This window comes from Comamonas odontotermitis (assembly GCF_014207855.1).
In the GTDB taxonomy this organism is placed as follows: Bacteria; Pseudomonadota; Gammaproteobacteria; order Burkholderiales; family Burkholderiaceae_C; genus Comamonas; species Comamonas odontotermitis_A.
The window spans coordinates 39,835-64,524 of record NZ_JACHKZ010000016.1 but is presented as its reverse complement, the minus strand read 5'-3'; the positions used below and the strand labels follow the sequence as shown (position 1 = coordinate 64,524).

The 24,690-nt window shown below is 62.4% G+C and carries 24 protein-coding genes; 16 read left to right on the top strand and 8 right to left on the bottom strand.

The window, feature by feature from the left end:
* Nucleotides 1–54: 54 nt before the first annotated feature.
* The 3 genes from HNP33_RS13270 to HNP33_RS13260 all read right to left on the bottom strand — a co-directional run bounded on the left by HNP33_RS13270 (nucleotide 55) and on the right by HNP33_RS13260 (nucleotide 2,460).
* The gene (locus HNP33_RS13270; protein WP_184709266.1) at nucleotides 55–678 is read right to left on the bottom strand and encodes a site-2 protease family protein; all 624 of its coding nucleotides are present in this window, start codon (nucleotides 676–678) and stop codon (nucleotides 55–57) included.
* Nucleotides 679–881: 203 nt separating this feature from the next.
* The gene (locus HNP33_RS13265) at nucleotides 882–1,517 is read right to left on the bottom strand and encodes an L-threonylcarbamoyladenylate synthase (RefSeq protein ID WP_184709154.1); all 636 of its coding nucleotides are present in this window, start codon (nucleotides 1,515–1,517) and stop codon (nucleotides 882–884) included.
* A gap of 82 nt (nucleotides 1,518–1,599) precedes the next feature.
* Complete coding sequence (locus HNP33_RS13260; protein ID WP_184709156.1) at nucleotides 1,600–2,460, bottom strand: 3',5'-nucleoside bisphosphate phosphatase; 861 nt, start codon at nucleotides 2,458–2,460, stop codon at nucleotides 1,600–1,602.
* Between the two features lie 234 nt (nucleotides 2,461–2,694).
* Between HNP33_RS13260 and HNP33_RS13255 the strand changes: the two genes are divergently transcribed.
* The 5 genes from HNP33_RS13255 to HNP33_RS13235 all read left to right on the top strand — a co-directional run bounded on the left by HNP33_RS13255 (nucleotide 2,695) and on the right by HNP33_RS13235 (nucleotide 6,243).
* Nucleotides 2,695–3,528, top strand: a complete 834-nt coding sequence (locus HNP33_RS13255; RefSeq protein ID WP_184709158.1) for a transporter substrate-binding domain-containing protein — start codon at nucleotides 2,695–2,697, stop codon at nucleotides 3,526–3,528.
* A gap of 92 nt (nucleotides 3,529–3,620) precedes the next feature.
* Nucleotides 3,621–4,289: an amino acid ABC transporter permease gene (locus tag HNP33_RS13250; protein WP_184709160.1), complete on the top strand. Its 669-nt coding sequence runs from the start codon at nucleotides 3,621–3,623 to the stop codon at nucleotides 4,287–4,289.
* A 1-nt stretch (nucleotide 4,290) separates the two neighbouring features.
* Nucleotides 4,291–5,064, top strand: coding sequence for an amino acid ABC transporter ATP-binding protein (locus tag HNP33_RS13245; RefSeq protein WP_184709162.1), 774 nt, complete (start codon nucleotides 4,291–4,293; stop codon nucleotides 5,062–5,064).
* A gap of 16 nt (nucleotides 5,065–5,080) precedes the next feature.
* A complete protein-coding gene (locus HNP33_RS13240) occupies nucleotides 5,081–5,554 on the top strand; it encodes an Lrp/AsnC family transcriptional regulator (RefSeq protein WP_184709164.1) in 474 nt (157 codons plus the stop codon).
* Nucleotides 5,554–6,243: an aspartate/glutamate racemase family protein gene (locus HNP33_RS13235; RefSeq protein ID WP_184709165.1), complete on the top strand. Its 690-nt coding sequence runs from the start codon at nucleotides 5,554–5,556 to the stop codon at nucleotides 6,241–6,243. Before HNP33_RS13240 ends, HNP33_RS13235 begins: the two co-directional genes overlap by 1 nt.
* Nucleotides 6,244–6,352: 109 nt before the next feature.
* Here HNP33_RS13235 and HNP33_RS13230 read toward each other — a convergent pair whose 3' ends face one another.
* From HNP33_RS13230 to HNP33_RS13220, 3 genes are all read right to left on the bottom strand, one after another.
* The gene (locus HNP33_RS13230) at nucleotides 6,353–7,609 is read right to left on the bottom strand and encodes an NAD(P)/FAD-dependent oxidoreductase (protein WP_184709167.1); all 1,257 of its coding nucleotides are present in this window, start codon (nucleotides 7,607–7,609) and stop codon (nucleotides 6,353–6,355) included.
* A 274-nt stretch (nucleotides 7,610–7,883) separates the two neighbouring features.
* Nucleotides 7,884–9,659 carry a single-stranded-DNA-specific exonuclease RecJ gene (gene recJ / locus HNP33_RS13225; RefSeq protein WP_184709168.1) on the bottom strand — a complete coding sequence of 592 codons (1,776 nt, stop codon included), beginning with the start codon at nucleotides 9,657–9,659 and terminating at the stop codon, nucleotides 7,884–7,886.
* Nucleotides 9,656–10,576: a phosphoglycerate mutase gene (locus HNP33_RS13220; RefSeq protein WP_184709170.1), complete on the bottom strand. Its 921-nt coding sequence runs from the start codon at nucleotides 10,574–10,576 to the stop codon at nucleotides 9,656–9,658. Before HNP33_RS13220 ends, recJ begins: the two co-directional genes overlap by 4 nt.
* A 75-nt stretch (nucleotides 10,577–10,651) precedes the next feature.
* On the opposite strand from HNP33_RS13220, the gene HNP33_RS13215 reads away from it, so the two are divergent.
* From HNP33_RS13215 to HNP33_RS13170, 10 genes are all read left to right on the top strand, one after another.
* Nucleotides 10,652–11,908 carry a lipoprotein-releasing ABC transporter permease subunit gene (locus HNP33_RS13215; RefSeq protein ID WP_184709172.1) on the top strand — a complete coding sequence of 419 codons (1,257 nt, stop codon included), beginning with the start codon at nucleotides 10,652–10,654 and terminating at the stop codon, nucleotides 11,906–11,908.
* Nucleotides 11,901–12,581: a lipoprotein-releasing ABC transporter ATP-binding protein LolD gene (gene lolD / locus HNP33_RS13210; RefSeq protein ID WP_184709174.1), complete on the top strand. Its 681-nt coding sequence runs from the start codon at nucleotides 11,901–11,903 to the stop codon at nucleotides 12,579–12,581. Before HNP33_RS13215 ends, lolD begins: the two co-directional genes overlap by 8 nt.
* Nucleotides 12,582–12,662: 81 nt before the next feature.
* Entirely contained in the window at nucleotides 12,663–13,529 is an 867-nt protein-coding gene (locus HNP33_RS13205) for a TatD family hydrolase (RefSeq protein WP_184709176.1), read from the top strand.
* Nucleotides 13,522–14,046 (top strand): DNA-deoxyinosine glycosylase, encoded by a 525-nt coding sequence (locus HNP33_RS13200; protein ID WP_184709178.1) that lies wholly within the window; start codon nucleotides 13,522–13,524, stop codon nucleotides 14,044–14,046. Before HNP33_RS13205 ends, HNP33_RS13200 begins: the two co-directional genes overlap by 8 nt.
* 209 nt (nucleotides 14,047–14,255) lie before the next feature.
* Nucleotides 14,256–15,035: a spermidine synthase gene (locus tag HNP33_RS13195; protein WP_184709179.1), complete on the top strand. Its 780-nt coding sequence runs from the start codon at nucleotides 14,256–14,258 to the stop codon at nucleotides 15,033–15,035.
* Nucleotides 15,036–15,339: 304 nt separating this feature from the next.
* A complete protein-coding gene (locus tag HNP33_RS13190; protein WP_184709268.1) occupies nucleotides 15,340–17,103 on the top strand; it encodes a GspE/PulE family protein in 1,764 nt (587 codons plus the stop codon).
* A gap of 300 nt (nucleotides 17,104–17,403) precedes the next feature.
* Complete coding sequence (locus tag HNP33_RS13185; RefSeq protein WP_184709181.1) at nucleotides 17,404–17,892, top strand: tripartite tricarboxylate transporter TctB family protein; 489 nt, start codon at nucleotides 17,404–17,406, stop codon at nucleotides 17,890–17,892.
* 14 nt (nucleotides 17,893–17,906) lie between these two features.
* Nucleotides 17,907–19,421 carry a tripartite tricarboxylate transporter permease gene (locus tag HNP33_RS13180; protein ID WP_184709183.1) on the top strand — a complete coding sequence of 505 codons (1,515 nt, stop codon included), beginning with the start codon at nucleotides 17,907–17,909 and terminating at the stop codon, nucleotides 19,419–19,421.
* Between the two features lie 343 nt (nucleotides 19,422–19,764).
* Entirely contained in the window at nucleotides 19,765–20,670 is a 906-nt protein-coding gene (locus HNP33_RS13175) for a DMT family transporter (protein WP_184709269.1), read from the top strand.
* A 66-nt stretch (nucleotides 20,671–20,736) separates the two neighbouring features.
* Nucleotides 20,737–21,564, top strand: a complete 828-nt coding sequence (locus HNP33_RS13170; RefSeq protein ID WP_184709185.1) for an SDR family oxidoreductase — start codon at nucleotides 20,737–20,739, stop codon at nucleotides 21,562–21,564.
* Between the two features lie 105 nt (nucleotides 21,565–21,669).
* On the opposite strand, the gene HNP33_RS13165 is transcribed toward HNP33_RS13170, so the two are convergent.
* Nucleotides 21,670–22,452, bottom strand: a complete 783-nt coding sequence (locus tag HNP33_RS13165; RefSeq protein ID WP_184709187.1) for a DUF2076 family protein — start codon at nucleotides 22,450–22,452, stop codon at nucleotides 21,670–21,672.
* 141 nt (nucleotides 22,453–22,593) lie between these two features.
* The gene (locus tag HNP33_RS13160; protein WP_184709189.1) at nucleotides 22,594–23,496 is read right to left on the bottom strand and encodes a DMT family transporter; all 903 of its coding nucleotides are present in this window, start codon (nucleotides 23,494–23,496) and stop codon (nucleotides 22,594–22,596) included.
* Nucleotides 23,497–23,647: 151 nt separating this feature from the next.
* On the opposite strand from HNP33_RS13160, the gene HNP33_RS13155 reads away from it, so the two are divergent.
* Nucleotides 23,648–24,628: a quinone oxidoreductase family protein gene (locus HNP33_RS13155; RefSeq protein WP_184709191.1), complete on the top strand. Its 981-nt coding sequence runs from the start codon at nucleotides 23,648–23,650 to the stop codon at nucleotides 24,626–24,628.
* Nucleotides 24,629–24,690: the final 62 nt, after the last annotated feature.

Sequence of the window (24,690 nt, the reverse complement as noted above, 5' to 3'; positions counted from 1 at the left end):
CATCGGGGCCGTTGCATGGCGCAATACCTGCAATCAGCCGCCGTGGTAGCCGGTCTATAAAAAGAGCTTGAGAATGGTGTCAACGACAGCGTAGCCCACGGTCATCAGCGGGCGCATCCAGATGGTGCTGACGATGCCTGCGACCACAAGGCCCATCACGATGAAAAAGCCGTAAGGCTCGATTCTGGAGACGGCCTCGGCCTGTTTGTAGGGAAGCAATCCCACCAGCACACGGCCACCGTCCAGCGGGGGCAGCGGAAACAGGTTGAATGCCCACATCACGAGGTTGACCGCGATACCGGCCTTGGCCATGCCCAGGAAGAAGGGCTCGTGCAGCCCGCTGATGGCCAGTATGCCCAGCACCACGGCCCAGGCCAGCGCTTGCACAAAATTGGTGGCGGGGCCGGCCAGCGCGACCCAGATCATGTCGCGCTTGGGGTTGCGCAGGTTGCCAAAGGCCACGGGTACCGGCTTGGCGTAGCCAAACACGAAGGCCCCCGAGGTCATGAAATAAAGAGCCAGTGGCATCACGATGGTGCCAATGGGATCGATGTGCTTGATCGGATTGAGCGTAATGCGCCCCAGCATTGCGGCAGTGTTGTCGCCAAAATGGCGCGCCACATAACCATGCGCGGCTTCGTGCAACGTGATGGAGAACAGCACGGGCAGCGCATACATCAAGACGTTTTGGATCAGTTCAGGGTTCACAGGGCGATGGTCATGAAGGTGGTAATTGTGGTGCAGCGCAGCAACCAAAGCAGTCTAGCCTATCGGGCTGTAAAACTGCTTTCTGCAGGCGATATCCTTAGGAATTGCTATCAAAATAAAAGTTCCTGCGCGCATCAGCTGTACGTTGGCAGCCAATTGCTCGTAAAAGTATCTCACAGCCCCAGTTGCGCAAGCGGGCCTCGCCCTTCGCGTACCACGACCGGTGCGCCACCGGTTCCCATGGGCGTCAGATCCACGATGGTCGTAGGCTCCAGCGGGCACGGGCCCGCATCCACGACCAGCTCGATCTGTGATTCAAAGCGCTCGCGGATTTCCTGCGGGTCGTTCAAGGGCTCGGTCTCGCCAGGGGGAATCAAGGTGGTCGAGAGCAAGGGTTCGCCGTGCAGCTCCAAAAGCATCAGCAAGCCCTTGCGGTCGGGCACACGCAGACCAATGGTCTTGCGGGATGGATGGCTGATGCGGCGCGGCACCTCTTTGGTGGCATCGAGGATGAAGGTGTAGGGGCCTGGCGTGCCAAGCTTGAGGATGCGGAACTGGTGGTTGTCCACCATGGCGTAGCTGGCCAGTTGCGAGAGGTCACTGCACAGCAGTGTGAGCATGCGCTTCTCGTCGATCTGGCGGATGCGGCGCAGCCGGTCTACCACCTGCTTGTTGTCCAGCTGGCAGACAAACGCATAGCTGGAATCGGTGGGCACGGCCAGAATGCCTCCGTCCTTGAGCATGGCAGCAGCTTGCTTGAGCAGGCGCGGCTGCGGGTTGTCGGGGTGAACTTCAAAGTACTGGGCCATGGTGGTACTCCGGGTGGGTGATCGTTTTTGCTCTTATTTTGATAGCTTTCAGCAGTTGGCGTGTAGGCGCAAAAGCCGAATTTCAGGGGCGAATGACTCGCGCTTGCAGCGCATCCCAAACGGGCGTCACCCCGGTGGGCAGTGGTGGGAGGGCTCCAAAGTCGGTGCTCGATTCTGCCGGGCTGTGGAAGTCCGAGCCGCGCGAGGCATAGAGGCCAAATTCGCGTGCCTTGTCGGCGTAGCTGCCGTATTCGTGGGCAAAGTGGCTTCCGGTGACCACTTCTACCCCCTGGCCGCCATGCTGCTTGAACTCGGAAAACAACACGTATTCCTCGGTGGCGTTGAGCCGGTAGCGCGCGGGATGGGCCAGCACGGCCATGCCGCCGGCATCCACAATCCAGTGCACGGCATCGTGCAGCCTTGCCCAGCGGTGCGGCACAAAACCGGGTTTGCCTTCCACTAGGTAGTTACGAAAGACTTCGTTCGTATCGCGGCAAACCTTAGCATCCACCAGAAAGCGCGCAAAATGGGTGCGCGAGATCAGATCGGGGTTGCCCACATAGCGCAACGCGCCTTCGAACGCTCCTGCAATACCTGCCTGCGCAAGACCCTCTGCCATCTCGCGCGCACGCTGTTCGCGCCCGCCTCGTGTGCGGGCCAGTCCTTCCTGCAGCGCGGCATTGTCCGCGTCGAACCCCAGGCCGACAATGTGCACGGTGGTCTCGATGAAGGTGACCGATATTTCCACGCCCGTCAAAAAGGCGAGACCAGCATCGTTTGCCGCCTCTCGCGCCTGTGGCAGGCCGCTGATTTCGTCATGGTCGGTCAGCGCCCACAATTGCACACCGCGTTCGCTGGCGCGCGCAACCAATTGCGCCGGCGTCAGGGTTCCGTCGGAGAATGTGGAGTGGCAATGCAGGTCTGCGTTGAGGGTAGAGGGCACGAATGCATTGTAGGCTTGCCAGCAGACAGGCGCTTTCAGATTTCAGAATTCGCGGCGGGCTGTCCCCTTGGTAACGCTCTTTAGTCCGTATTAACCCCTAATTTGTCAGTTTTTCGTCAGTTTGACGAAAACATTGATACATGTCGACGTTTTGTGTTTTTTGCCAAGGTTTTCAGAGGAATACACTGTCGGTTTTTACATCACGCGGTGCAACACTGCGACCGGGGAATCTGAATGTTTGCTGTCAAAAAGTGGATGGGTGTGGCTGCACTGGCGATTGCTGGGGTTGCAGTGGCGGGCGCGGCTGTGGCGCAGGAGTCGACCATGGAGCGCGTCAAGCGCACCAAGGAGCTGCGTGTGGGGACCGTGGCTGGGGCGATTCCCTATTTCAACAAGGATCTGGTTTCGCAAAAGTGGGAAGGCTTTGGCCCGGATTTTGGCGAGAGTCTGGCCAAGAAGCTCGGCGTGCAGGTGAAATTTGTGGAGACGACCTGGGGCAACTCCGTGCTGGATCTGCAGTCCAACAAGATCGACTTGATGTTTGCCCTGGCGCCGACTCCGCAGCGCCAGGAGGTGGTGAATTTCTCCAAGCCTCTCTTGAACAATACCTTCACGGCCGTGTGCAAAAAGGGCCATGAGCCGGTCAAGACCTGGGAGCAATTGAACAAGCCCGAGGCCAAGATCGTCGTGGACATTGGCTCCAACCAGGACCAGTTCGCCACCCGTGCGCTGCCCAAGGCCAGCATCTCGCGCCTGGAGAGCTCGGGCGCCGCCACCATGTCGGTGCAGACGGGCCGCTCCGATTGCCAGGTGCTGGTGGTACTGCTGTCGCAGCCGCTGGTTGCCAAGCGTCCTGACGTGGGCACGGTGTATGTGCCAACGCCCGTGGAGACCGCCAATACCAATGTGGGTCTGCGCAAGGAAGCGAACAAGGATTTCGAGAACGCCGTGAACGAATGGCTGGATGAGGCCCGCAGCAAGGGCGAGATCCAGTCCGTGGTGCTCAAGAACATGGAAAAGCTCGCTGGCGTGAAGGCCGATGCTTTCCCCAAGGAAGTGAAGTTTTAAATATGTACATGCACGGGCCCCTGGCCTGTGTGACGCACCCCGGCATGGCATGGCGCCGTTCCGGGGTGTATGCGTTCAAGGTTGGTTGAGATATGTACGAATGGGACTTTGGCTTCCTCTGGAAGTACCGCACCCTGCTGGTGGGTGGAATCGGTTATACCTTGCTGTTCACGGTGATCTGTGTGCTGGGTGGGCTGGCGGTCGGGCTGGTGGCGGGGCTGGGGCGGCTGTCGCGCCACAAGGTGGTCACTGCGCCGTTGCGTGCCTTTGTGGAGGTGTTCCGCTGCACGCCGGTGCTGGTGCAGCTGGTGTGGTTCTACTATGCGCTGCCGGTGCTCACCGGCATCGAGATGAGTGCGCCGGTGGCGGCAGCGCTGTGCCTGTCGCTGTATGGCGGGGCCTTCTATTCCGAAATCATCCGGGGCGGAATCATATCGACGGACATTGGGCAGACCGAGGCGGGCCAGGCCATTGGCATGACGCGCGGGCAGGTGATGCGTCGCATCGTGCTGCCGCAGGCTTTTCGCAAGATGATTCCGCCGCTCGTCAACCAATCCATCCTGCAGCTCAAGAACACCTCGCTGCTGATGGTGCTGGCGGTGCCGGATCTGCTCTACCAGGGCCAGGTGATTGCGCACGACACCTACCGCCCGCTGGAGGTCTACACCTTCATCGCCATCGCATATTTCGTGATCCTGTTCCCGATTACCCTGTGGGCCAAACGCCTGGAACACGGCAACCTGACTGCCAAGGAGGCCTGAGATGCAGGACCAACCGCTCATTTGTATCAAGGGCCTGAAAAAGTCCTTCGGCAAGCTTGAAGTGCTCAAGGACATCTGCCTGGAAGTGAACCGCGGTCAGGTGGTTGCGCTGATCGGTCCTTCGGGTTCGGGCAAATCCACCTTGCTGCGCTGCATCAATCTGCTGACGGTGCCAGACGGTGGCGAGATCCGCGTGGATGCGCAGTCGCTCGCTTTCAGTGGCAGCGCCACGCAACTGCCCAAGGACAGGATGCTGGCGGGTTTTCGTGCGCGCACCGGCATGGTGTTTCAGCACTTCAACCTGTTTCCGCACATGAGCGTACTGAAAAACGTGATGGAAGGGCCCATCACCGTACTGCGCTTGCCCAAGGCCGAGGCCGAAGCCCGCGCCACAGCCCTGCTGCAGAAGGTGGGACTGGCCGAGCGGGCGCACATGATGCCCGATCAGCTCTCGGGCGGCCAGAAGCAGCGGGTGGCCATTGCCCGTGCGCTTGCCATGCAGCCTTCGGTGATGCTGTTTGACGAAGCCACCTCGGCGCTGGACCCGGAACTGGTGGGCGAAGTGCTGCAGGTCATCCAGTCGCTGGCGAGAGACGGCATGACCATGATCCTCGTGACGCACGAGATCGCCTTTGCGCGTGAGGTGGCCGACAAGGTCGTCTTCATGCGCGATGGGGTCGTGGTTGAGGAGGGGCCGCCAGCGCAGGTGATCGATAATCCGCGCGAAGAAGCCACGCGCAGTTTTTTGGGCCGTATCATCGGACACACTGCTTAAGAAGAGGGAACAAGGAATGGATTTTCGACTGGACGACATCGACCGCAAGCTGCTTGCTCTGCTGCAGGCCGATGCCCGTGAATCCACGGCCAAGCTGGCCCGCAAGCTCAACCTGGCGCGAACCACCGTCGTGGCCCGCATTGCACGGCTTGAAAAAGAGGGCGTCATTGCCGGTTACGGGGTACGCCTGGGCAGCAAGCTGGAGCAATCGGCCGTGCGCGCCTATTGCGGCATTTCCGTCATGCCCAAGACGGCGCAGTCGGTGATGCAGGTGCTCGAAGGCATTCCCGAGGTGGAAGAAGTCTCGGCCGTTTCGGGCCAGCACGACTACATGATCTTTCTGCGTTGCGACTCCAACGAAAAGCTCGACGCGCTGCTGGATCGCATCGGCCTGATCGATGGCATCCGCCAGACCTATACCTCGGTGGTGCTCAGCCGCAAGATCGATCGCCGTGGCGCGCTGCCCGCCATGCCCCATCTGGGCGGCTGATGAAATCCAGCCAGACTGGCGCCGGGCGGCCAAAGCCGTTTCTCGGCATCCTGATGCTGGATACGCGCTTTCCGCGGCCCCCTGGCGACATTGGCAACCCGCAGACATGGGCACAGCTGGGCATTCCGGTGCGCATGCTGAAGGTCGAAGGCGCGTTGCCGGCCAAGATTGTGCAGGATGCCGATCCGTACTTTGTGCAGCCATTTATCGATGCCGCCCGGCAGCTGGAGGCCGAAGGTGCCGCACTCATCTCCACCAGTTGCGGGTTTCTGGCGGCTTACCAGGGCCTGCTGGCGCAGAGCGTGTCGGTGCCGGTGGTCAGCTCCAGCCTGCTGCAATGCGCAGACCTGCCAGCGCCTGGCGTTGTGACGATTGCTGCGGCCTCGCTCACGCCGCGTATCCTGGAGGCGGCGGGTGTGCCTGCGGGAGTACCCGTGCAGGGCGTGGCGCCCGGCAGCGAATTTGCCACGCGCATTCTGCAGAACGAGGCGGAGATGGACATTGCCCAGGCCAGGCGCGATGTGGTTGCCGCCGCGGTGGCACTGCAACAGGCGCATCCCCAGCTCCAATCGCTGGTTCTGGAATGCACCAACATGCCGGTCTACCGCGATGCCGTAGCGCTGGCGACGGGCCTGCCGGTGCATGATGTGGTGAGCCTGCTGGCTGCGCGTTGGGACGCACTGCGCTGAACACGCCCTGTTCTTTGTTTTCGATAGTGGCTTGGTGTGCGGGACAAGGCCCGCGCTGCTGTGTCACTTTGCTGCGCCGTCGGCGCGGTTTCTAGAGTAATGACGCAAATCAAGCTTTCAGAAACCGCTCCGCCCGGAAGGGTGCCGCATCCACGGGCGGGGCCTCCCCATTCATCAGCGCTGCCAATATGGCGCCGGTGCCGGGCCCGGTGCTGAAGCCGATGTGCTGGTGACCAAAGGCGAGCCACAGATTGCGCTTGCCGGGCATGGCGCCGATGATGGGGCGGCTGTCGGGCAGGGTGGGGCGGCGGCCCAGCCAGGGCGTGGGCTCCAGGCGTTCGCCCATGTCGATGGCCTGGCGGGCTGCGGCCTCTGCCAGATCCAGCTGCAGTGGATTGGGCGGGGCGTCCAGGTCGGTCAACTCCACGCCGCTGCTCACGCGCAAGCCCTGCTCCATGGGCGTCATCACGTAGGCGCCGGCGGTGTCATAAATGGGGCGGCTGATGTTGCAGGCCGCAGGCGGCGCAAAGTGCATGTGGTAGCCGCGCTCATAGGCCATGGGCACATGCACGCCCAGTGTGGCCATGAAGTTGCGGCTCCAGGGGCCCAGCGCGACGACGACCCGGTCGGCCTCCACGGCACCTCCGGCATCGCCCACCACGCGCCAGCGGCTGCCCGCCAGAGGCTCCAGCGTCTTGAGGCGGGCCTGCAGAATCTGCCCGCCTTGCTTGCGGAATAGTTCGGCATAGGCTTTGACGACAGCGCCCGGGTTGTCGACCGACCAGGTGTCCTTGATCCAGAGCGCGCGCTCAAAGATCGGGTTCAGCGCGGGCTCCAGCTGGCGGATATGGTCGCGCTCCAGCACCTCGGTCGAGACGCCGAAATGCGCCATGCGCTCGCGGGCCAGTGCTGCGCCCCCCAGGGCTGCCGCTTGCCGGTAGGCCATGAGGTAGCCGTTGTCGCGCATGCGGTGCGCGGCCCCGCTTGCACGCAGCAGTTGGGCATGCTCGGACATCGACAGGCGGATGAGGCTGTCGAGTGCCGTGGTGGTTTCGCGGAACACGCTGGCGCGGGCATTGGCCAGAAACTTCGTGGCCCACCCCACGTTGTGCAACAGAAACTGCGGGCGGTAGCGAAAGCTGGCGCTCTGGTTTTTCAGCAGGGTGGGCAGGTTGCCGAACAGGCTGGGGTTGTTGAACGGCATCAACGAGCTGCGGGCAATCACGCCCGCATTGCCATAAGAGGTTTCCTCGCCGGGCGCACGCCTGTCCAGCAAGGTGACCTGGAAGCCCTTCTTCTGCAGTGCCAGCGCCGCTGCAACGCCGACCATGCCGGCGCCCAGTACGGCTACGGAAATATTGCTCATGGATGATGGTGGTGTGGTGCGCAGATGATATTAAATCAATAGCGCATGATGCTTGCTAGGTATAAGCAATCACATTTTTTATCGGTAAAAAATGCAGCTGCATCGGCCCGTTTCCATGCCGATGCAGCATTTTAAAAAAACTATAGCACTCTATGGCAGCAAAGTGGTTGAGTCATAGCAGCGCGCAGGTGTTTGGGCTTTTGCAAGCTTTCCATCGTGTTTGCACGCACCTGGCCTCCGGAGGCGGCCATTAGGGGCCAGCAGACAGGGTTTTCTACCCCGTGGTCAATTGCGCACCTTCCACCAGAAACTGCAGCTTGCGCTGGCCCTGCCATTCATTGATGTCGAGGCGGTAGGCGAGCAGCACCTTGGCGGGCAGGGGTTCGGTATGGCCAAACCAGATGCCATCCACCATCTCGCCCTGGTGGCGCAGCTTGAGGGACAGGTGCTTTTCGCCCACCAGCCGCTGGCTCACCACTTCGACCTCTTCGCTGAAGGTGGGCGGCGCAAAGCCCTGGCCCCAGACCTGGCTGTTGATGGCATCTACGGTTTCGGCGCGGCGGAACTGCGCGGGCAGCGGGCCGTCGGTTTCCAGCTGGCGGGTGAGCGTGCGCTCGTCCAACCATTCCTGGGCTACCTGGGCCAGGGCGCGCTCAAACACCTCAAAATGTTCTTCGGCAATCGTGCAGCCAGCGGCCATGGCGTGGCCGCCAAACTTGATCAGCACGCCCGGGTGGCGCTTGGCAACCAGATCCAGCGCGTCGCGCAGGTGAAAGCCCGCGATCGAGCGGCCCGAGCCTTTGAGCTCATGCTCGTGGCCCGGTGCACTGCTGGCTGCAAAGACGAAGGTCGGGCGGTGCAGTTTGTCCTTGATGCGCGACGCCACGATGCCCACCACGCCTTCGTGAAAATCCGGGTCGAATACGCTGACGGCGGGAGGCGGCTCCTCGCCTGCCTCAAACAGTTCTTCGGCCAGCAGCATGGCGTGCTCGCGCATGCCGCTTTCGATATCGCGGCGCTCGCGGTTGATGGCATCAAGCTGGCGTGCCAGTTCGTCGGCGCGCAGTGCGTCTTCCGTCAGCAGGCACTCGATGCCGATCGTCATGTCGGCAAGGCGCCCTGCGGCATTGATGCGCGGGCCCAGGGCAAAGCCGAAGTCAAAGGTGCTGGCGACTGCCGCGCGCCGACTGGCGGCCGAGAACAGGGCGCCCAGGCCCGGCGGCATCTGGCCAGCACGTATGCGGCGCAGGCCCTGGGCCACCAGGCGGCGGTTGTTGGCATCGAGCTTGACCACATCGGCCACCGTGCCCAGTGCCACCAGGGGCAGCAGGGTGTCCAGCCGGGGCTGAGGCCTTTTCTCCGCAGCGTTGGCCAAGGTGTGGGAGGCATTGCTTCCCGAGGGGGGGCTCGCGTCTTCAAAAGCGCCACGGCTGCGCAACTCGGCGCGCAGGGCCATCAGCACATAGAACATCACGCCGACGCCCGCGATGGATTTGCTGGCAAATCCGCAGGCTGGCTGGTTGGGGTTGACGATGGCGTCCGCTGCGGGCAGGGTGGCCGCAGGCAGGTGGTGGTCGGTCACGATCACCGTGAGGCCCAGCGCCTTGGCGCGGGCCACGCCATCCACGCTGGCGATGCCGTTGTCCACGGTCACCAGCACATCGGTGCCCAATTGGTGCACCCGCTCGGCAATTGCGGGGGTGAGGCCATAGCCGTCGACGACGCGGTCGGGCACCAGGTAGCGCACGTTGGCTGCGCCCAGCATGCGCAACCCGCGCAGGGCCACGGCGCAGGCGGTGGCGCCGTCGCAGTCGTAATCGGCCACCACGCAGATGCGCGATTGCCGTTCGATGGCGTCGGCCAGCAGGCGGGCTGCATCCTGTGCGCCAAGCAGGTCAGCGGGCGAGAGCAATTGGGTCAGACCATCGTCCAGCTCAGCGACGGCCTGTACGCCGCGAGCGGCAAACAGGCGGGCGAGCAGTGGGTGCACACCCGCTTGCTCCAACGCCCAGGCGGTTCGTGGCGGGATATCTCTTGCTAGAATTTTCATAGTACGCGGAGCATATCGGCAGCACGCTGGCTGCCAAACAGTTGTTTGATTTTCTGGAGCAACCCGGCGGGTGCACGTTCCAGCGTGACGGCATTTTTCTCGCCGCACAGGGTGAGCTTGGCAGGAGCCGCTGCAGGCAGGCTGGCGTCCAGCTGTTGCCAGGCCTTTTGCCAGGCCGGCCAGTTGCCGGTGAGCGCCGCATCGCGCAAATCGGTGTTCAGCACCGGCATGGCGGCAGGCAACTGGTAACCGCAAGGCAAGGCGCCAGCCCCGTGCACCCAGAAGGAGTTGATGGGTGCCTGGCCTGCGGCCTCGCGTGCGTCGCTCCAGGCGTGGGTGTAGAGCAGCATCTGCATCTCGGTCTGCAGGCGGTGCAGCACGGCTGCCTGGTCTTTGCTGGGCAGCCAGGGGCGCACGTCGCGCAGCGCAATGCGGTCCAGCGAAGCGGTCTCCAGGCCCCGGAATACCTCGCCCTGGGCCAGCCAGCGGTCTGCGCGGTCATAGGTGAGGGTGATGCCGTCCTCGGCAAACCAGGGAGCCATGATGGCGAGCAGCTCGCGCGATTGCGCCTCGTGCATCTGCGCGGCAGCCAGCTCACTCATGCGGACCTGGTCAGGCGAGATATGCCAATGACAGGGGGTGATGAAGGCCCAGGCGGCATCACCGGGCGTTGCGCCTTGCTGTAATTGGTGCAGCGCTGCCCACGGTGTGGCGCGGGCGGGTAGTTGCAGGGCGCGGGCCAGAGCCCGTTCGTGCGGAGGGGAAAAATCTTCGGTTTCGCCGCTGTCGGTGGCAGCGGGCTGCAGGGTTTTGAGCCACTGCTGCAGCCGGGGCAGTGCAAGGTCTTGCAGCGCCTGCTGGCAGCCCTCCTCGTCGGAGGCTGCGTAGGAAATGATCAAATGCTGGAATTCCGACATGGGCCTATTGTCAGCGATGCCACAATGCTGGATTGCAAGCGGTGGCTTCCGCCGCCATGATGGCTACAAAAACATATGCAGATTCCCTATGAGCTGGCGCTGGGTTGGCGCTACACCCGGGCGGGGCGCGCCACGCGCCGCAACGGGTTCATTTCATTCATCTCGGGTGTGTCCATGCTGGGCATTGCGCTGGGGGTTGCAGCCCTCATCATCGTACTGTCCGTGATGAATGGGTTCCAGAAAGAGGTGCGTGATCGCATGCTCAGCGTGGTCTCGCACATCGAGATCTTCACGCCAGGGGGCGACGCCATGCCCGATGTGGCCAAGACCATGGCCGAGGCCAGGCAGAACCCCAATGTCATCGGGGCAGCCCCCTTCGTGGCGGCCCAGGCGTTGGTGGCGCGCGGGGAAGACATGCGCGGCGCCCTGCTGCGCGGCATCGATCCGGCGCTGGAGCCCGAGGTGACCGACATGGCCACCGGCATTCAGCAACAGGCCTTGCAGGCACTCACGCCTGGCAGCTTCAATGTGGTGCTGGGCTCGGAGCTGGCGCGCATTCTGGGCGTGGAGGCGGGCGATCAGGTCACGCTGGTCGCGCCCAGCGGGCAGGTGACGCCGGCTGGCGTGGTGCCGCGCCTCAAGCAGATGAATGTGGTGGGCACTTTCAACTCGGGCCACTATGAATACGATTCTGCCCTGGTGCTGATGCACTACGAGGACGCTGCCAAGCTCTTCCGCCTGGAAGGGCCGACCGGTGTGCGCCTGAAGCTCAAGAACCTGCATGATGCGCCCGAGGTGGTGCAGCAGTTGGCCAAAACGCTCAGCGGCCATCTGCTGATCCGTGACTGGACGCAGCAGAACAAGACCTGGTTTGCGGCCGTGCTGGTGGAAAAACGCATGATGTTCATCATCCTCACCCTGATCGTGGCCGTGGCCGCCTTCAATCTGGTGACGACTCTGGTGATGACCGTGACGGACAAGCGCGCCGATATTGCCATTTTGCGCACCCTGGGCGCCAGCCCCAAAAGCATCATGGGCGTGTTTGTGGTGCAGGGCGCATTGGTCGGAGTGATCGGCACCCTGGCGGGCCTGGCGCTGGGCCTGCTGATTGCCTGCAACATCGATGTGATCGTGCCTGCCATTGAGCGGGCGCTGCACACCAGCTTCCTGCCCAAGGACATTTACCTGATCAGCCGCATGCCGAGCGAGCCGCAAAGCGCCGACATCGTGCCGATCACCGTGATTTCGCTGATTCTGGCTTTTGTGGCCACGCTGTACCCGAGCTGGCGTGCCAGCCGCGTCAACCCTGCGGAGGCCCTGCGTTATGAATGATTCTTCTGTAGTGTTGCAGGCCAGTAGCCTGACCAAGCGGTTCTCCGAAGGGCTTCTGGATGTGGAGGTGCTCAAGGGCATTGATCTGCAGGTGCGTGCTGGTGAGACGCTGGCGATCGTGGGCGCTTCCGGCTCGGGCAAGTCCACCTTGTTGCATCTGCTGGGCGGGCTGGATGAGCCCACCAGCGGTTCCGTGCGTCTGCAAGGCCAGTTGCTGGGCGAGTTGAGCCCGACCCGCCAGGGGCAGTTGCGCAACCAGCACCTGGGCTTTATCTACCAGTTCCACCATTTGCTGCCCGAGTTCAGCGCCCTCGACAACGTGGCCATGCCGCTGCGCATCCGCCGTATGCCGTATGAGGAGTGCACGGCACGCGCCGCAGCCATGCTGGCCGCCGTGGGCCTGAAGGACCGCGTGCAGCATCGCCCAGCCGAGCTGTCGGGCGGCGAGCGCCAGCGCGTGGCCATCGCGCGGGCACTCGTCACGCAACCGGCCTGCGTGCTGGCAGATGAGCCCACCGGCAACCTCGACCGCTCCACCGCCGATACCGTATTTGCGCTGATGATGCAGCTGGCCCGCGAGCAGGGCACCGCCTTTGTGATGGTGACGCACGATGGCGAGCTGGCAAAGCGCTGCGACCGCGCCGTGCGCATGGCCAACGGCAGATTTGAATGAAACGGGCTGTCAGCGCCCAACCAAATTACGCTGTATGCACATATTTTGATAGCGTTTGATTGATAAACATCGCCACATATCGTGAGCTTCTGGATCGACACCCACTGCCACTGGGACGCGCCCGAGTTTGACCCCGATCGCGACCTGCTGCGCGAGGCCGCGCGTGCCGCCGGGGTGGCGCACTGTGTCATCCCCGCGATTGGGAGGATGGATTGGGAGACCGTGCGCGAGCTGGCCCACCGCTGGGGTGACAGCTACGCGCTGGGCATTCACCCGCTCTATACCGGCCCCGGCCGCGCTCACGAGCGCGATATCGACGCACTGGCACAGATGCTGGAAGACCACCACGATGACCCGCGCCTGGTGGCCATTGGGGAGATAGGGCTCGACTTCTTTGTCGAAGGGCTGGATGCAGAGCGGCAGACCTGGTTCTACCAGGAGCAGCTCAAGCTGGCGCGCCGCTTTGACCTGCCGGTGATCGTGCATGTGCGCAAATCCAGCGACCAGTTGCTCAAGGCCCTGCGCCAGTGGCCGGTGATGGGAGGCATTGCCCATGCCTTCAACGGTAGCCTGCAGCAGGCGCAGCAGTTCATGGAGTGCGGCTTTGCGCTGGGCTTTGGCGGCGCGCTCACCTATGACCGGGCGCTCCACCTGCGCCGCCTGTTGCAAACGGTGCCCATGGAGAGCATTGTCATCGAGACCGATGCGCCGGATATCCCGCCGCACTGGCTCTACACCACGGCCGAACAACGCGCGCAGGGCGTGCCGCAGGGGCGCAACCAGCCTGCCGAGATACCGCGCATTGCGCAGGTTTTGCAGGAAATACGCGCCCAGGGCGCACCAGACATGCGCGAAGCGCGACAGGATTGGCAGCAGATCACCACGGCCAACGCCTGCCGGGTATTGCCCAAGCTGGGCGCTTTGCTGGCAGGAGCGCGCCATGGCTGACGCGCGCATGGAAGCTTCGCAGCGACTGCATGGCCTGCCGCCGGTGGTGGGGGCGGAGACCCGGGTGCTGATTTTGGGCAGTTTTCCCGGCGCCGCATCGCTGAGGGCGCAGCAATACTATGCCTACTCGCGCAACCACTTCTGGCCCATTCTGGCGCAGCTATGGCCGCAGCACCCGCAACCGCCGGATTATGCGGGCCGCTGCGAGTGGCTGCTGGCGCGTGGCCTGGGGCTGTGGGATGTGTATGCCAGTTGCGAGCGCGCCGGCAGTCTGGACAGTGCCATCCGCGATGCCGCAGTCAACGACTTTGCTGCGCTAAAGGCCCATTGCCCGCAGCTGGTGGCGGCTGCCCACAATGGCGGTGAGAGTTTTCGCCATGCCAAGTCCGTTCAGGTCATCCTCGGTCTGCCGGTGTACCGGTTGCCGTCCACCAGCCCGGCCAATGCGTCATGGAGCATGCAGCGCAAACTGGAGGGCTGGCGCGGGGTGCTGCGTCACTGCGGCTTGCTGGTCTGAACGCCAGCCAGCGGCATGGGCGCGCCCGCATTGCTTTGCAGCAGGCGTAGCCTGGTGCTGCCATGTGGGCAGGCAGGCTCCACACGATATATCGCTGATATCACCGCAGCGCCGTCGTCCCGCGCGGGTAAGGCCTTGATGGACCTGCTGCTGGAGTTTTCGGTCAACGATCCACAACTGCAAGGCCAAATGCAGATAATGCCCGCACCATGACCAAAAGAAAAACTGTGGCAGCCGATGTAGCGCTGCCTGAAGTGACGATTTCCGATTTTGATGGCATCCGTTATCTGCACCTGGGAACGCCCTGGGTGCAGGGCTCCATGCGTATCAGGAAGCCATTCGATATCGATCTGGAATACGTGCAGCGCATGATGGCCTGGCTGCTGCTGGTGGATCCGGCCACCGTGCCCGAGCGCCGGGCCATGCAACTGGGGCTGGGCGCGGCAGCGGCAACCAAATTCTGCGTGCAGAAGCTGGGCATGGCCACCACGGCGGTGGAGCTGAACCCGCAAGTCATCGCGGTATGCCGCCAGTGGTTCAAGCTGCCCCCCGACAGCGACCGGCTGCAAGTGGTGCAGGGCGATGCGGGAGTGGAAATCCAGAAGCACCGCTACCTGCAGTCGGTGGACGCGCTGCAGGTGGATCTGTATGACCATGAAGCAGCGGCCCCGGTGCTCGACAGCCCTGATTTCTACCTGCACTGCCGCAATCTGCTGACCGACGATGGCTGCATGACGGTGAACCTGTTTGGTCGCACCAATAGCTATGCGCGCAGCCTGGCCCACATACAGCAGGCGTTTGGCGAAGAGGCAGTCTGGCGATTTGCCGCCACCAAGGAAGGCAACACCGTCGTGCTGGCGCAACGTACCGCCACCCGCCCGGAGCGGGAGCTGCTGGTGCAGCGCGCCGATGCCATACAGCAGGCAACCGGTTTGCCCGCGCTCAAATGGTTGAAGGTTTTTAAACCTGTGGTGCCCCTGGCGGGCTGAGCTTTACCTCGCCTTTGCGGGCTTTCAGGTATAACCTCGGCAGACCAACTATGACATGAGGGATTGCACCATGGGCGCGCCAGATCACCCGTCGGATGACGAGCCGGATTTTCAACACACGGTGCTGGTGGATCCGGCTGGTTTGCCCAGAGAAGCTGCCACGCCCGCACCCCCTGGCAAGCGTTCCGCCGTATTTGTGCCTGGTGCTGTGGAGAGTGATGATCCTGTCAGCGCGCCTGCGCCACCGACGCCTTCTGTTTCTCCGCCAGCTTTGGCCGCTGGCCGCGGCGCGTTGACGGCGCTGATGCAGCGTCCGCTCGATCTGGTGCAGATCGTCAACTGGCTGCAGGCCGATGGCTGGGTGACCGCAGCCATCGCCAAGGCTACGATCGAGCGGTGCAGCCATGCCTCCAGCAGCCAGCATCCGATAGTGCGCCTCGCCAGCGTGGTGGTGCCGCGCGCCCAGGATGGCAAGGCGCTGGATGTGGAGGTGTTGACCGAGTTCGTCGCCAAACACTGCGGCCTGCCTTACTACAAAATCGATCCGCTCAAGACGGATGCGGCGAAGGTGGCTGAAACCATGGGCGCGCCGTATGCGCAGCGCCATGGCATCCTGCCGGTGCAGGTCTCCTCTCACGAGGTGGTGGTGGCTGTCAAGGAGCCCTGGATTGACGAGTGGGTAGGCGAGGTGGAGCGCCAGGCAAGGCGCAAGGTGCGACGGGTGCTGGCCAACCCCAAGGATATCGACCGCTACCGCAACGAATTCTTTGCGTTGGCCAAATCGGTCAAGGCTGCCAACAAGTTGAGTGGCTCGTTCTCGGGCATCGGCAACTTTGAGCAGCTGGTTGATCTGGGCAATGCCAACCAGCAGTTCGACGCCAACGACCAGGGCATCATCCGGCTGGTTGACTGGCTGTGGCAGTTTGCGTTTTCGCAGCGTGCCAGCGACATCCATCTGGAGCCGCGCCGCGACCAGGCGGTGATCCGCTTCCGTATCGATGGCGTGCTGCACAAGGTCTACCAGATGCCGATTGGCGTGCACAACGCCATCGTCTCGCGCGTCAAGCTGCTGGGCCGGATCGACGTGGTAGAGAAGCGCCGCCCGCAGGATGGCCGCATCAAGACCCGCAACACGCTGGGCGATGAGGTGGAAATGCGTCTCTCGACCTTGCCAACCGCATTTGGCGAGAAGATGGTGATGCGTATCTTCGACCCGGAAAACACGGTCAAGGACCTGGCTGAGCTGGGCTTTACCTCCCACGATGCCCAGCGCTGGGAGCAACTGGTATCGCGCCCGCACGGCATCATTCTGGTGACCGGCCCTACCGGCTCGGGCAAGACGACAACCCTGTATTCGACCTTGAAACGCCTGGCGACCGAAGAGGTGAATGTCTCGACGGTGGAAGACCCGATCGAAATGATTGAGCCGGCCTTCAACCAGACGCAGGTGCAGCCGGTGCTCGATTTCAGCTTTGCCGAAGGCCTGCGTGCGCTGATGCGCCAGGACCCGGACATCATCATGGTGGGCGAAATCCGCGATCTGGAAACCGCCGAGATGGCCGTGCAGGCTGCGCTGACTGGCCATCTGGTGTTCTCCACCCTGCATACCAACGACGCCCCCAGCGCCATCAGCCGACTGATGGAACTGGGCGTACCTCCTTACCTGATCAATGCCACGTTGTTGGGCGTGCTGGCCCAGCGCCTGGTGCGCACACTCTGCGAAACCTGCAAGCAGCCCGATGAGGAAAGCACCGTGGAGGCGCTGAACAATGCCATCCATCCCTGGAAGATCAAGCGCGAGTACAAGCCCTACAAGCCTGTGGGCTGCGATGAATGCCGCAGCACCGGCTACCGCGGCCGGATGGGCTTGTATGAACTGCTGACGGTGAGCGAGGCAATCAAGGACAAAGTGCATACCTCGCCCTCCATGTCTGCCCTGCGCCGCCAGGCAGTCAAGGACGGCATGCACCCGTTGCGCCTGGCCGGTGCGCTGCGCGTGTCCGAGGGCATGACCACCTTCGAAGAAGTCATCGCCAGCACCCCACCTATCGAGATGGGTGACCGCTGACAACTGCGGACTGGCTCCTTTGCAGCATGTTTGCAGGCGGCTGACATGTTGCTATCAACCACCAATCACTGCCGTGCATGGGCTGCGCGGCGGTGATTGGTTTTTGTAAAAATTCATTGGGTCAGTGAATTCCAAAAAATACAGTTATTCAAAAAACTGCTTGTAAATCAATAAGCTTTGATCTGAATGTGTGATTTGGACTAGGGTTTTCCTGTGTCCAATCGTAAGTGGAATCCACATCTGTCAGCCAACTGTCAGCATCCACAATGCACAACATCCATATTTTCGTTTGGAGACATAGTGAAACTCAAGAGCCAAAAAGACTTTTGGGCGGGCATCATGTACTTGGCGGTGGGGGTTGCGTTCGCAGTGGGCGCAAAGAACTACACGATCGGTACAGGCGCTCGCATGGGGCCGGGCTATTTCCCGCTGATTCTGGGCATTCTGCTTGCACTGATTGGTGCTGCCGTCGCCTTCAAGGGGCTCACCAATGGCCCCAAGGATGGCGATCCCATCGGTAAATGGGCATGGAAGCAGGTGTTCTTCATTCTGCTGGCGAACTTTGCCTTCGGCATCCTGTTGGTTGGTGTGCCGTCCCTCGGTATTCCTGCCATGGGTCTGATTGTTGCCATCTATGCACTGGTCTTCATTGCCAGCATGGCGGGCCATGAGTTCCGCGCCAAAGAAGTGTTCGTTCTGGCCACCATCCTGGCCGTTGGCAGTTACGTCGCTTTCGTGTGGGCACTGAATCTGCAGTTCCCCGTGTGGCCTAGCTTCATTACCGGTTAAGAGGAGCCAGGACCATGGATCTGATCAATAACCTGGCCACCGGTTTCGGTGTGGCCTTCACCTTCCAAAACCTGATCTACTGCTTTGTCGGCTGTCTGTTGGGTACCCTGATCGGCGTGCTGCCTGGCATTGGCCCTGTCGCTACCATCGCCATGCTGCTGCCTGCAACCTATGCGCTGCCTCCAGTGGCTGCGCTCATCATGCTGGCCGGTATCTACTACGGCGCGCAGTACGGTGGCTCGACCACCGCCATTCTTGTGAATCTGCCGGGCGAATCGTCCTCTGTGGTGACCGTGATCGACGGCTACCAGATGGCCCGAAAAGGGCGAGCGGGGCCGGCGTTGGCGGCGGCGGGCATCGGCTCGTTCTTTGCAGGCTGCGTGGGCACCGTGATTCTGGCCGCCTTTGCGCCTCCGCTGACCGAAGTGGCTTTCATGTTCGGCCCAGCCGAATACTTCTCGCTGATGACCCTGGGCCTGATCGGCGCGGTGGTGCTGGCTTCGGGCTCGCTGCTCAAGGCGGTGGGCATGATTGTGCTGGGCCTGCTGCTGGGTTTGGTGGGTACCGACGTGAACTCGGGTGTAGCCCGCTACTCGTTCGACATTCCAGAGCTCACCGACGGCATCGACTTCGTCGTGATTGCCATGGGTGTGTTCGGCTACGGCGAAATCATTGCCAACCTCTCCAAGCCAGACGATGAGCGTGAAGTGTTCGCAGCCAAGGTGACCGGTCTGATGCCCACGGCAGAGGACTTCAAGCGCATGTTCCCTGCGATGCTGCGCGGTACGGCCCTGGGTTCAGCTTTGGGCATTCTGCCAGGCGGTGGCGCCATGCTGTCGGCTTTTGCGGCTTACACGATCGAGAAGAAGACCCGTCTCAAGCCCGGTGAAGTGCCTTTCGGCCAGGGCAATATCCGTGGCGTGTGCGCCCCGGAGTCGGCCAACAATGCTGGCTCGCAGACCTCGTTCATTCCGCTTCTGACGCTGGGTATCCCGCCCAATGCCGTGATGGCACTGATGGTGGGTGCCATGACCATTCACAACATCCAGCCTGGCCCCCAGGTGATGACCAGCAACCCTGAGCTGTTCTGGGGCCTGATTGCCTCGATGTGGATCGGTAACCTGATGCTGATCATTCTGAATCTGCCTTTGATCGGCGTGTGGATCAAGCTGCTCACCGTGCCATACCGTTGGCTGTTCCCTTCGATCGTGCTGTTCTGCGCGGTCGGCGTGTATGGCACCAACAACAACAGCTGGGATGTGTGGATGGTCGGTATCTTCGGCTTTGTGGGCTATGTGTTCCACAAGCTGGGCACCGAGCCCGCGCCACTGCTGCTGGGCTTCATTCTGGGCCCGATGATGGAAGAGAACCTGCGCCGTGCGCTGCTGCTCTCGCGTGGTGACTGGTCGGTGTTCGTGACCCGCCCCATCTCCGCTGGCCTGCTGATTGCAGCCGCTATCCTGCTGATTGTGGTGTGCCTGCCCGCAGTGAGCAAGAAGCGTGAAGAAGCCTTCGTTGAAGAAGACTGATCGCTGACACAGACAGACAACTACCACTTTGCAGCGGCACCTTCGGGTGCCGTTTTTTATTGCCGCCTTTGCCAGCCTCATCCTCTAGCTGGCCAAGGGCCTGCAGAATTGGGGCTGACCGCTGTCGCCAGACACGACGGCGCCGCCGGTGATCGCCATGGTAGGCTTGGATCCATGGTGGTCGGTCCACCGCTTGCACCATTGTTTGCTCCATGGTGCGCAAGAGCACACCCAAACCGCCCGCAGGCCTTATGGCCCCCGGGCCTTCTTCTTCGCTGGATTCACTGTGTCAGTTACTGCAGCACCTGCGCCGGTGCTTTCGCCATCGGCCCGCAAAGCGGGCATGGCCTGTGCCGTGGTGGGCGCCATTGCCTTCAGTGGCAAGGCCATCATCGTCAAGCTCGCCTACCGCTACGGCGTGGATGCGGTCACGCTCATCATGTACCGCATGCTGTTTGCGCTGCCGCTGTTTGTTGTGATGGCCTGGTGGGCCGGGCGCGGCAAGCCAGCGCTTTCGCTGCGCGATTGGCTGGGCTCTGCAGCGCTGGGCTTTTCGGGCTATTACCTGGCCAGCTTTCTGGATTTTGCAGGGCTCACCTACATCACTGCAGGGCTGGAGCGCCTCATCCTCTACCTCAACCCGACCCTGGTGCTGGCGCTGGGCTGGCTCCTTTACCGCAAGAAGGCCACCCGCCGCCAGTTGCAGGGCCTGGCCATCAGCTATGCCGGTGTGATGCTGGTGTTTGGCGTGGAGGCACTCGGGCACGGCGCTGCGGGCGCCGGTGGCGGCAAGGTGTGGTGGGGTGCCACACTGGTGTTTGCCAGTGCGGTGAGCTATGCCATCTACCTGGTGTACAGCGCGCAGTTCGTGCAGCGCATGGGCGCGCTGCGCCTGGTGGGGCTGGCCACCAGCTTTGCCTGTCTGTTCTGCATTGTGCAGTTTCTGTTGGTGCGGCCCCTGTCGGCTGCGCAGGTGGCGATGCCGGTCATCTGGCTGTCGGTGCTCAATGCGACTGTGTGTACGGCGCTGCCGGTGCTTCTGGTCATGCTGGCGATCGAACGCCTGGGCGCCGCTACGGTGGCGCAAACTGGCATGATTGGCCCTCTGTCCACCATTCTGATGGGCGTGTGGTTGCTTGGTGAGGCGCTGACACCCGTGATGGTGGCTGGCACGGCGCTGGTGCTGGTGGGCATCTATGTATTTACCCACCAGACCAAAAGTATAAAAAAGACAGCTGCAGGCGATTGACTGATAAGCGTTGGCAGCGGATTTTGTTCATTTTTTTTGTATTGCAATCTCGAAAGGAGACGGATTATGGATCTGGGAATTGCGGGCAAGTGGGCCTTGGTATGTGCGGCCAGCAAAGGGCTGGGGCGCGGCTGTGCGCAGGCGCTGGTCAATGAGGGCGTGAACGTTGTCATCAACGCCCGTGGCGCTGACGCGCTCAAGGACACGGCGCGCCAGTTCAAGGTGATGGCCGCCATGTGGGCGGCTGCAGCACCGGGCCGGGTGGCTCCTCAGGTGATTGCCGTGGCCGCAGACATCACGACCGAGGAGGGCCGCGCTGCGGTGCTGAACGCCGAAGGTGGCCCGGGCCGGAACTTTGACATTCTGGTGAACAACGCAGGTGGCCCGCCACCAGGTGATTTTCGTGACTGGGACCGCGAGGCGTGGGTGAAGGCGCTGGACGCCAATATGCTCACCCCGATTGCGCTGATCCAGACCGTGATCGACGGCATGGCCGAGCGCGGGTTTGGCCGCATCGTCAACATCACATCCAGCTCGGTCAAGGCGCCCATCGATATCCTGGGCCTGTCCAATGGCGCGCGCAGCGGCCTGACCGGCTTTGTGGCAGGCGTGGCGCGCAGTTCCATCGCCGCGCAGGGCGTCACCATCAACAGCATCCTGCCGGGCAAGTTCGACACCGACCGCATTGCGGGCACCATTGCTGCCACTGCCCAGAAAACCGGCAAATCCGAAGCGGATGTCCGGGCTGCGCAGCAAAAGCAGATTCCTGCAGGCCGCTATGGCACTGCCGAGGAGTTTGGCGCCATCTGCGCCTTTTTGTGCAGCCAGCAGGCGGCTTACATCACCGGGCAGAACATCCTGCCTGACGGTGGCGCCTACCCTGGGACCTATTGAGGCGTGGCGAGGGGCGTCGGCTGGCGCTTGCCCATGGTGGGCCAACTGCCATCACATTAAAAAAGCCACGGCATGCCGTGGCTTTTTCATGACCGCTGCATGCGATCAGGCGAAATTGTCGTCGTCAAAGATATCGCCGCCGTCGCTGAAGTTGCTGCCAAACCCGTCATCGCCGCTGTCATCGGCGCGGCCGTCGTCCAGCAAGGTGTTGGGTGACGCATCCGGCTGGCCGACATGGTCGCGCCCGGCTTGCTGGGCCAGCTTGTCCAGGCCGCTGTTGTCGTTGCCGGGGAGGGCGTTGCCATGGTCTGTGGCGTTGGCATTGCTGTCCTTGTTCCAGCCATTGCCCGTAGTTTGCTGGCCGCCCAGCATGTGGCCCAGCCCGTTGAACAGCAGCATGCCCCCTGCAACACCGGCCGCCGCAGCTGCGGCGCTGCCCAGAAAGCCGCCGCCCAGGCTGGCTCCGGGTGGCGCGTATGCGCCCGCAGGCACAGTGGGAGCCTCTGCAAGAGGCGCACCGATCCGGCGGTCGCGCCAACCTGGCAGTGCGGATGGCACCGCGCCGACTGGCACACCAGTTGGCACATCGGCACCACGGCCAAAGCGTGTGTCCAGACCTGGTGCGGGCGAAAGAAAGCTGCCGGCTGCGCTGTCGGTGCGAGTGCCAGCGGCTGAGAGCTGGCCTTGCAGTTGTGCAATCTGCTGCTGGGCCTGTTGCAGCGATTGCTGCAGCAGCAGCGTGCGCTGGGTGAGCCAGTAAGCCGCATCCGGTGTTTGCGCGGCCCACTGGCGAATGCTGGCCTCAGCCTGCGCATCCTTGGGCTGGCCATCCAATTGGCGCAATTGCTGAAACAAACTGCTGATCAGTTGCTGTTCTTGTTCAGTCATGGGGTGAATCCCTTCCTGTCTGCCGGGAATGAACCGCAGATGGTTGCAGTGTGCGCCGAAACAAGAGCGCTGATGTGAAGTTAAGGCGGCAACCGTTGCAGGGTGTAACTTCGCGCAGCTGCTGCAGGGGCGCATCCATTTTCAGACGCGGCGCGACGAGATCACGATGCCCGCCACAATCAGCACAAAGGCAATGGCGTGGTACAGGCGTGGTGGCTCCCCCAGAAAGGCTGCGGAGAGCACGGCGGCGAAGAGCGGCGTCAGGTTGGTGAAAAAACCCGCTGCCGTGGGGCCCGCACGCTGCACGCCCACGCCCCAGAATCGGTAGGCCAGGATGGCCGGGCCGATCACGATATAGGCAATGGCGGCCAGCAAGGTTCCGTTCAGCTGCAGGTGGCTTGCGCCCACCGCCCATTCGCCACCGGCAAACAGCCCCGACCAGACCAGACCAAAGGCCAGTTGCGCCATCAACAACTGCGCCCAATGGCTTTTGATACCTGCAGGCTCCGTGGTGCGCACCAGCAGCCAACTGTAGAGAGACCAGCACGCCGTCGACAGCAGCATGTACAGATCACCGGGCACCAGCCGCAGCTGGGTCAACTGTTCCCACTGGCCATGGCTGAGCACGATCAGCACGCCGGTGATGGAGAACACTGCTCCCGCCAGCTGCGGCCGCGTGATGCGGCTGTTGAAGAACAAGGCGCCAAAGGCCATCATCCACAGCGGCATGCTGGCGGCCACCAGCGTTACATTGATGGGCCCCGAGGTCTTGAGCGCCAGGTATTGGAAAGCGTTGTAGCAGCCGATGCCCAGAAGGCCGATGACAGACCAGCGCTTCCAGTGCGGCCACAGCGGGCTGCCTTTGGCCAGAATGCGGTGTGCCAGCGGCAGGATGACGGCAAAGGCAATCAGCCAGCGGATGAAGTTGAGCAACATGGGCGACACCAGATCGTGGACCACCCGCCCGACCACTGCGTTGCCTGCCCACATCAGCGGAGCGGCTGTCAGGAAGAAGATGGTCGAAGGCGTGAGTTTTTGTTGCATCGCGTGACTGTAACTGCTACAGACCGCGTTCGAAGTCTCCCCGGGCAGTTGCCTGGTGCGCTGAGGCTTTGACGAGCCGGTGCTGCAGATTTGGCGAAACCGTGGCAGCATGGCCTTTCATTTGGCGACAGACTGGCGCAAAGGAGATCCCATGGTTTTGGCAGTACAGATTGAACGCAACGGCGGCCCTGAGGAGATGAAGCTCGTTCAGGTGCAGGTAGGCGCACCGGGCAAGGGCGAGGTACGGGTGCGCCACCATGCCATCGGCCTGAACTTCATCGATGTGTACCAGCGCAGCGGCCTGTACCAATTGCCCCTGCCGTTGCAACTGGGCATGGAGGCCGCAGGCGTTGTGGAGGCCGTGGGGGACGGCGTGGACCATTTGAAGGAGGGCGACCGTGTGGCCTATGCCACCAACCCGCCGGGCAGCTACAGCGAAGCGCGTGTGATGCCTGCCACCTTTGTCTGCAAGCTGCCTGATGCGATCAGCTTCGAGACTGGCGCAGCCATGATGCTCAAGGGCATGACGGCGCAGTATCTGCTGAAAAAGGCCAAGCCCGTAGAGGGGCTGAACCCTGGCGACCATGTGCTGTTCCATGCGGCGGCGGGCGGTGTCGGCCTGATTGCCTGCCAATGGGCGAGAGCGCTGGGCCTGCGCCTGATTGCCACGGCGGGCTCGGAAGAAAAATGCCAGCTGGCGCTCGCCAATGGTGCGGATGTTGCTATCAATTACCGCACGGAAGATTTTGCCAAGCGCGTGCATGAGATCACCGGTGGTGAAGGCGTGAAGGTGGTCTACGACTCGGTCGGCAAGGATACGTGGGAAGGTTCGCTGCAATGCCTGCGCCGTTTCGGGCTGATGGTGTCGTTCGGCAATGCATCCGGACCCGTGCCGCCGTTTGCACCTGCGGCACTGGCAGCCAAGAGCCTGTATGTGACGCGGCAGACACTGTTTGCGCACCTCAGCTCGCGGCAGGCCTGCCAGGCCATGGCCGATGATCTGTTCGACGTGGTGGCTTCCGGCGAGGTCAAGATTCACATCGAACAACGTTTTGCGCTGGCCGATGTGCAAGAGGCCCACCGTGCGCTCGAAGCGCGCAAGACAACCGGCTCCAGCATATTGCTGCCGTAAATGCCTTAATGGTTATAAAAATCATAGCTGGCAGTGCTTTTTGAGATTGGGGTTGATGGATA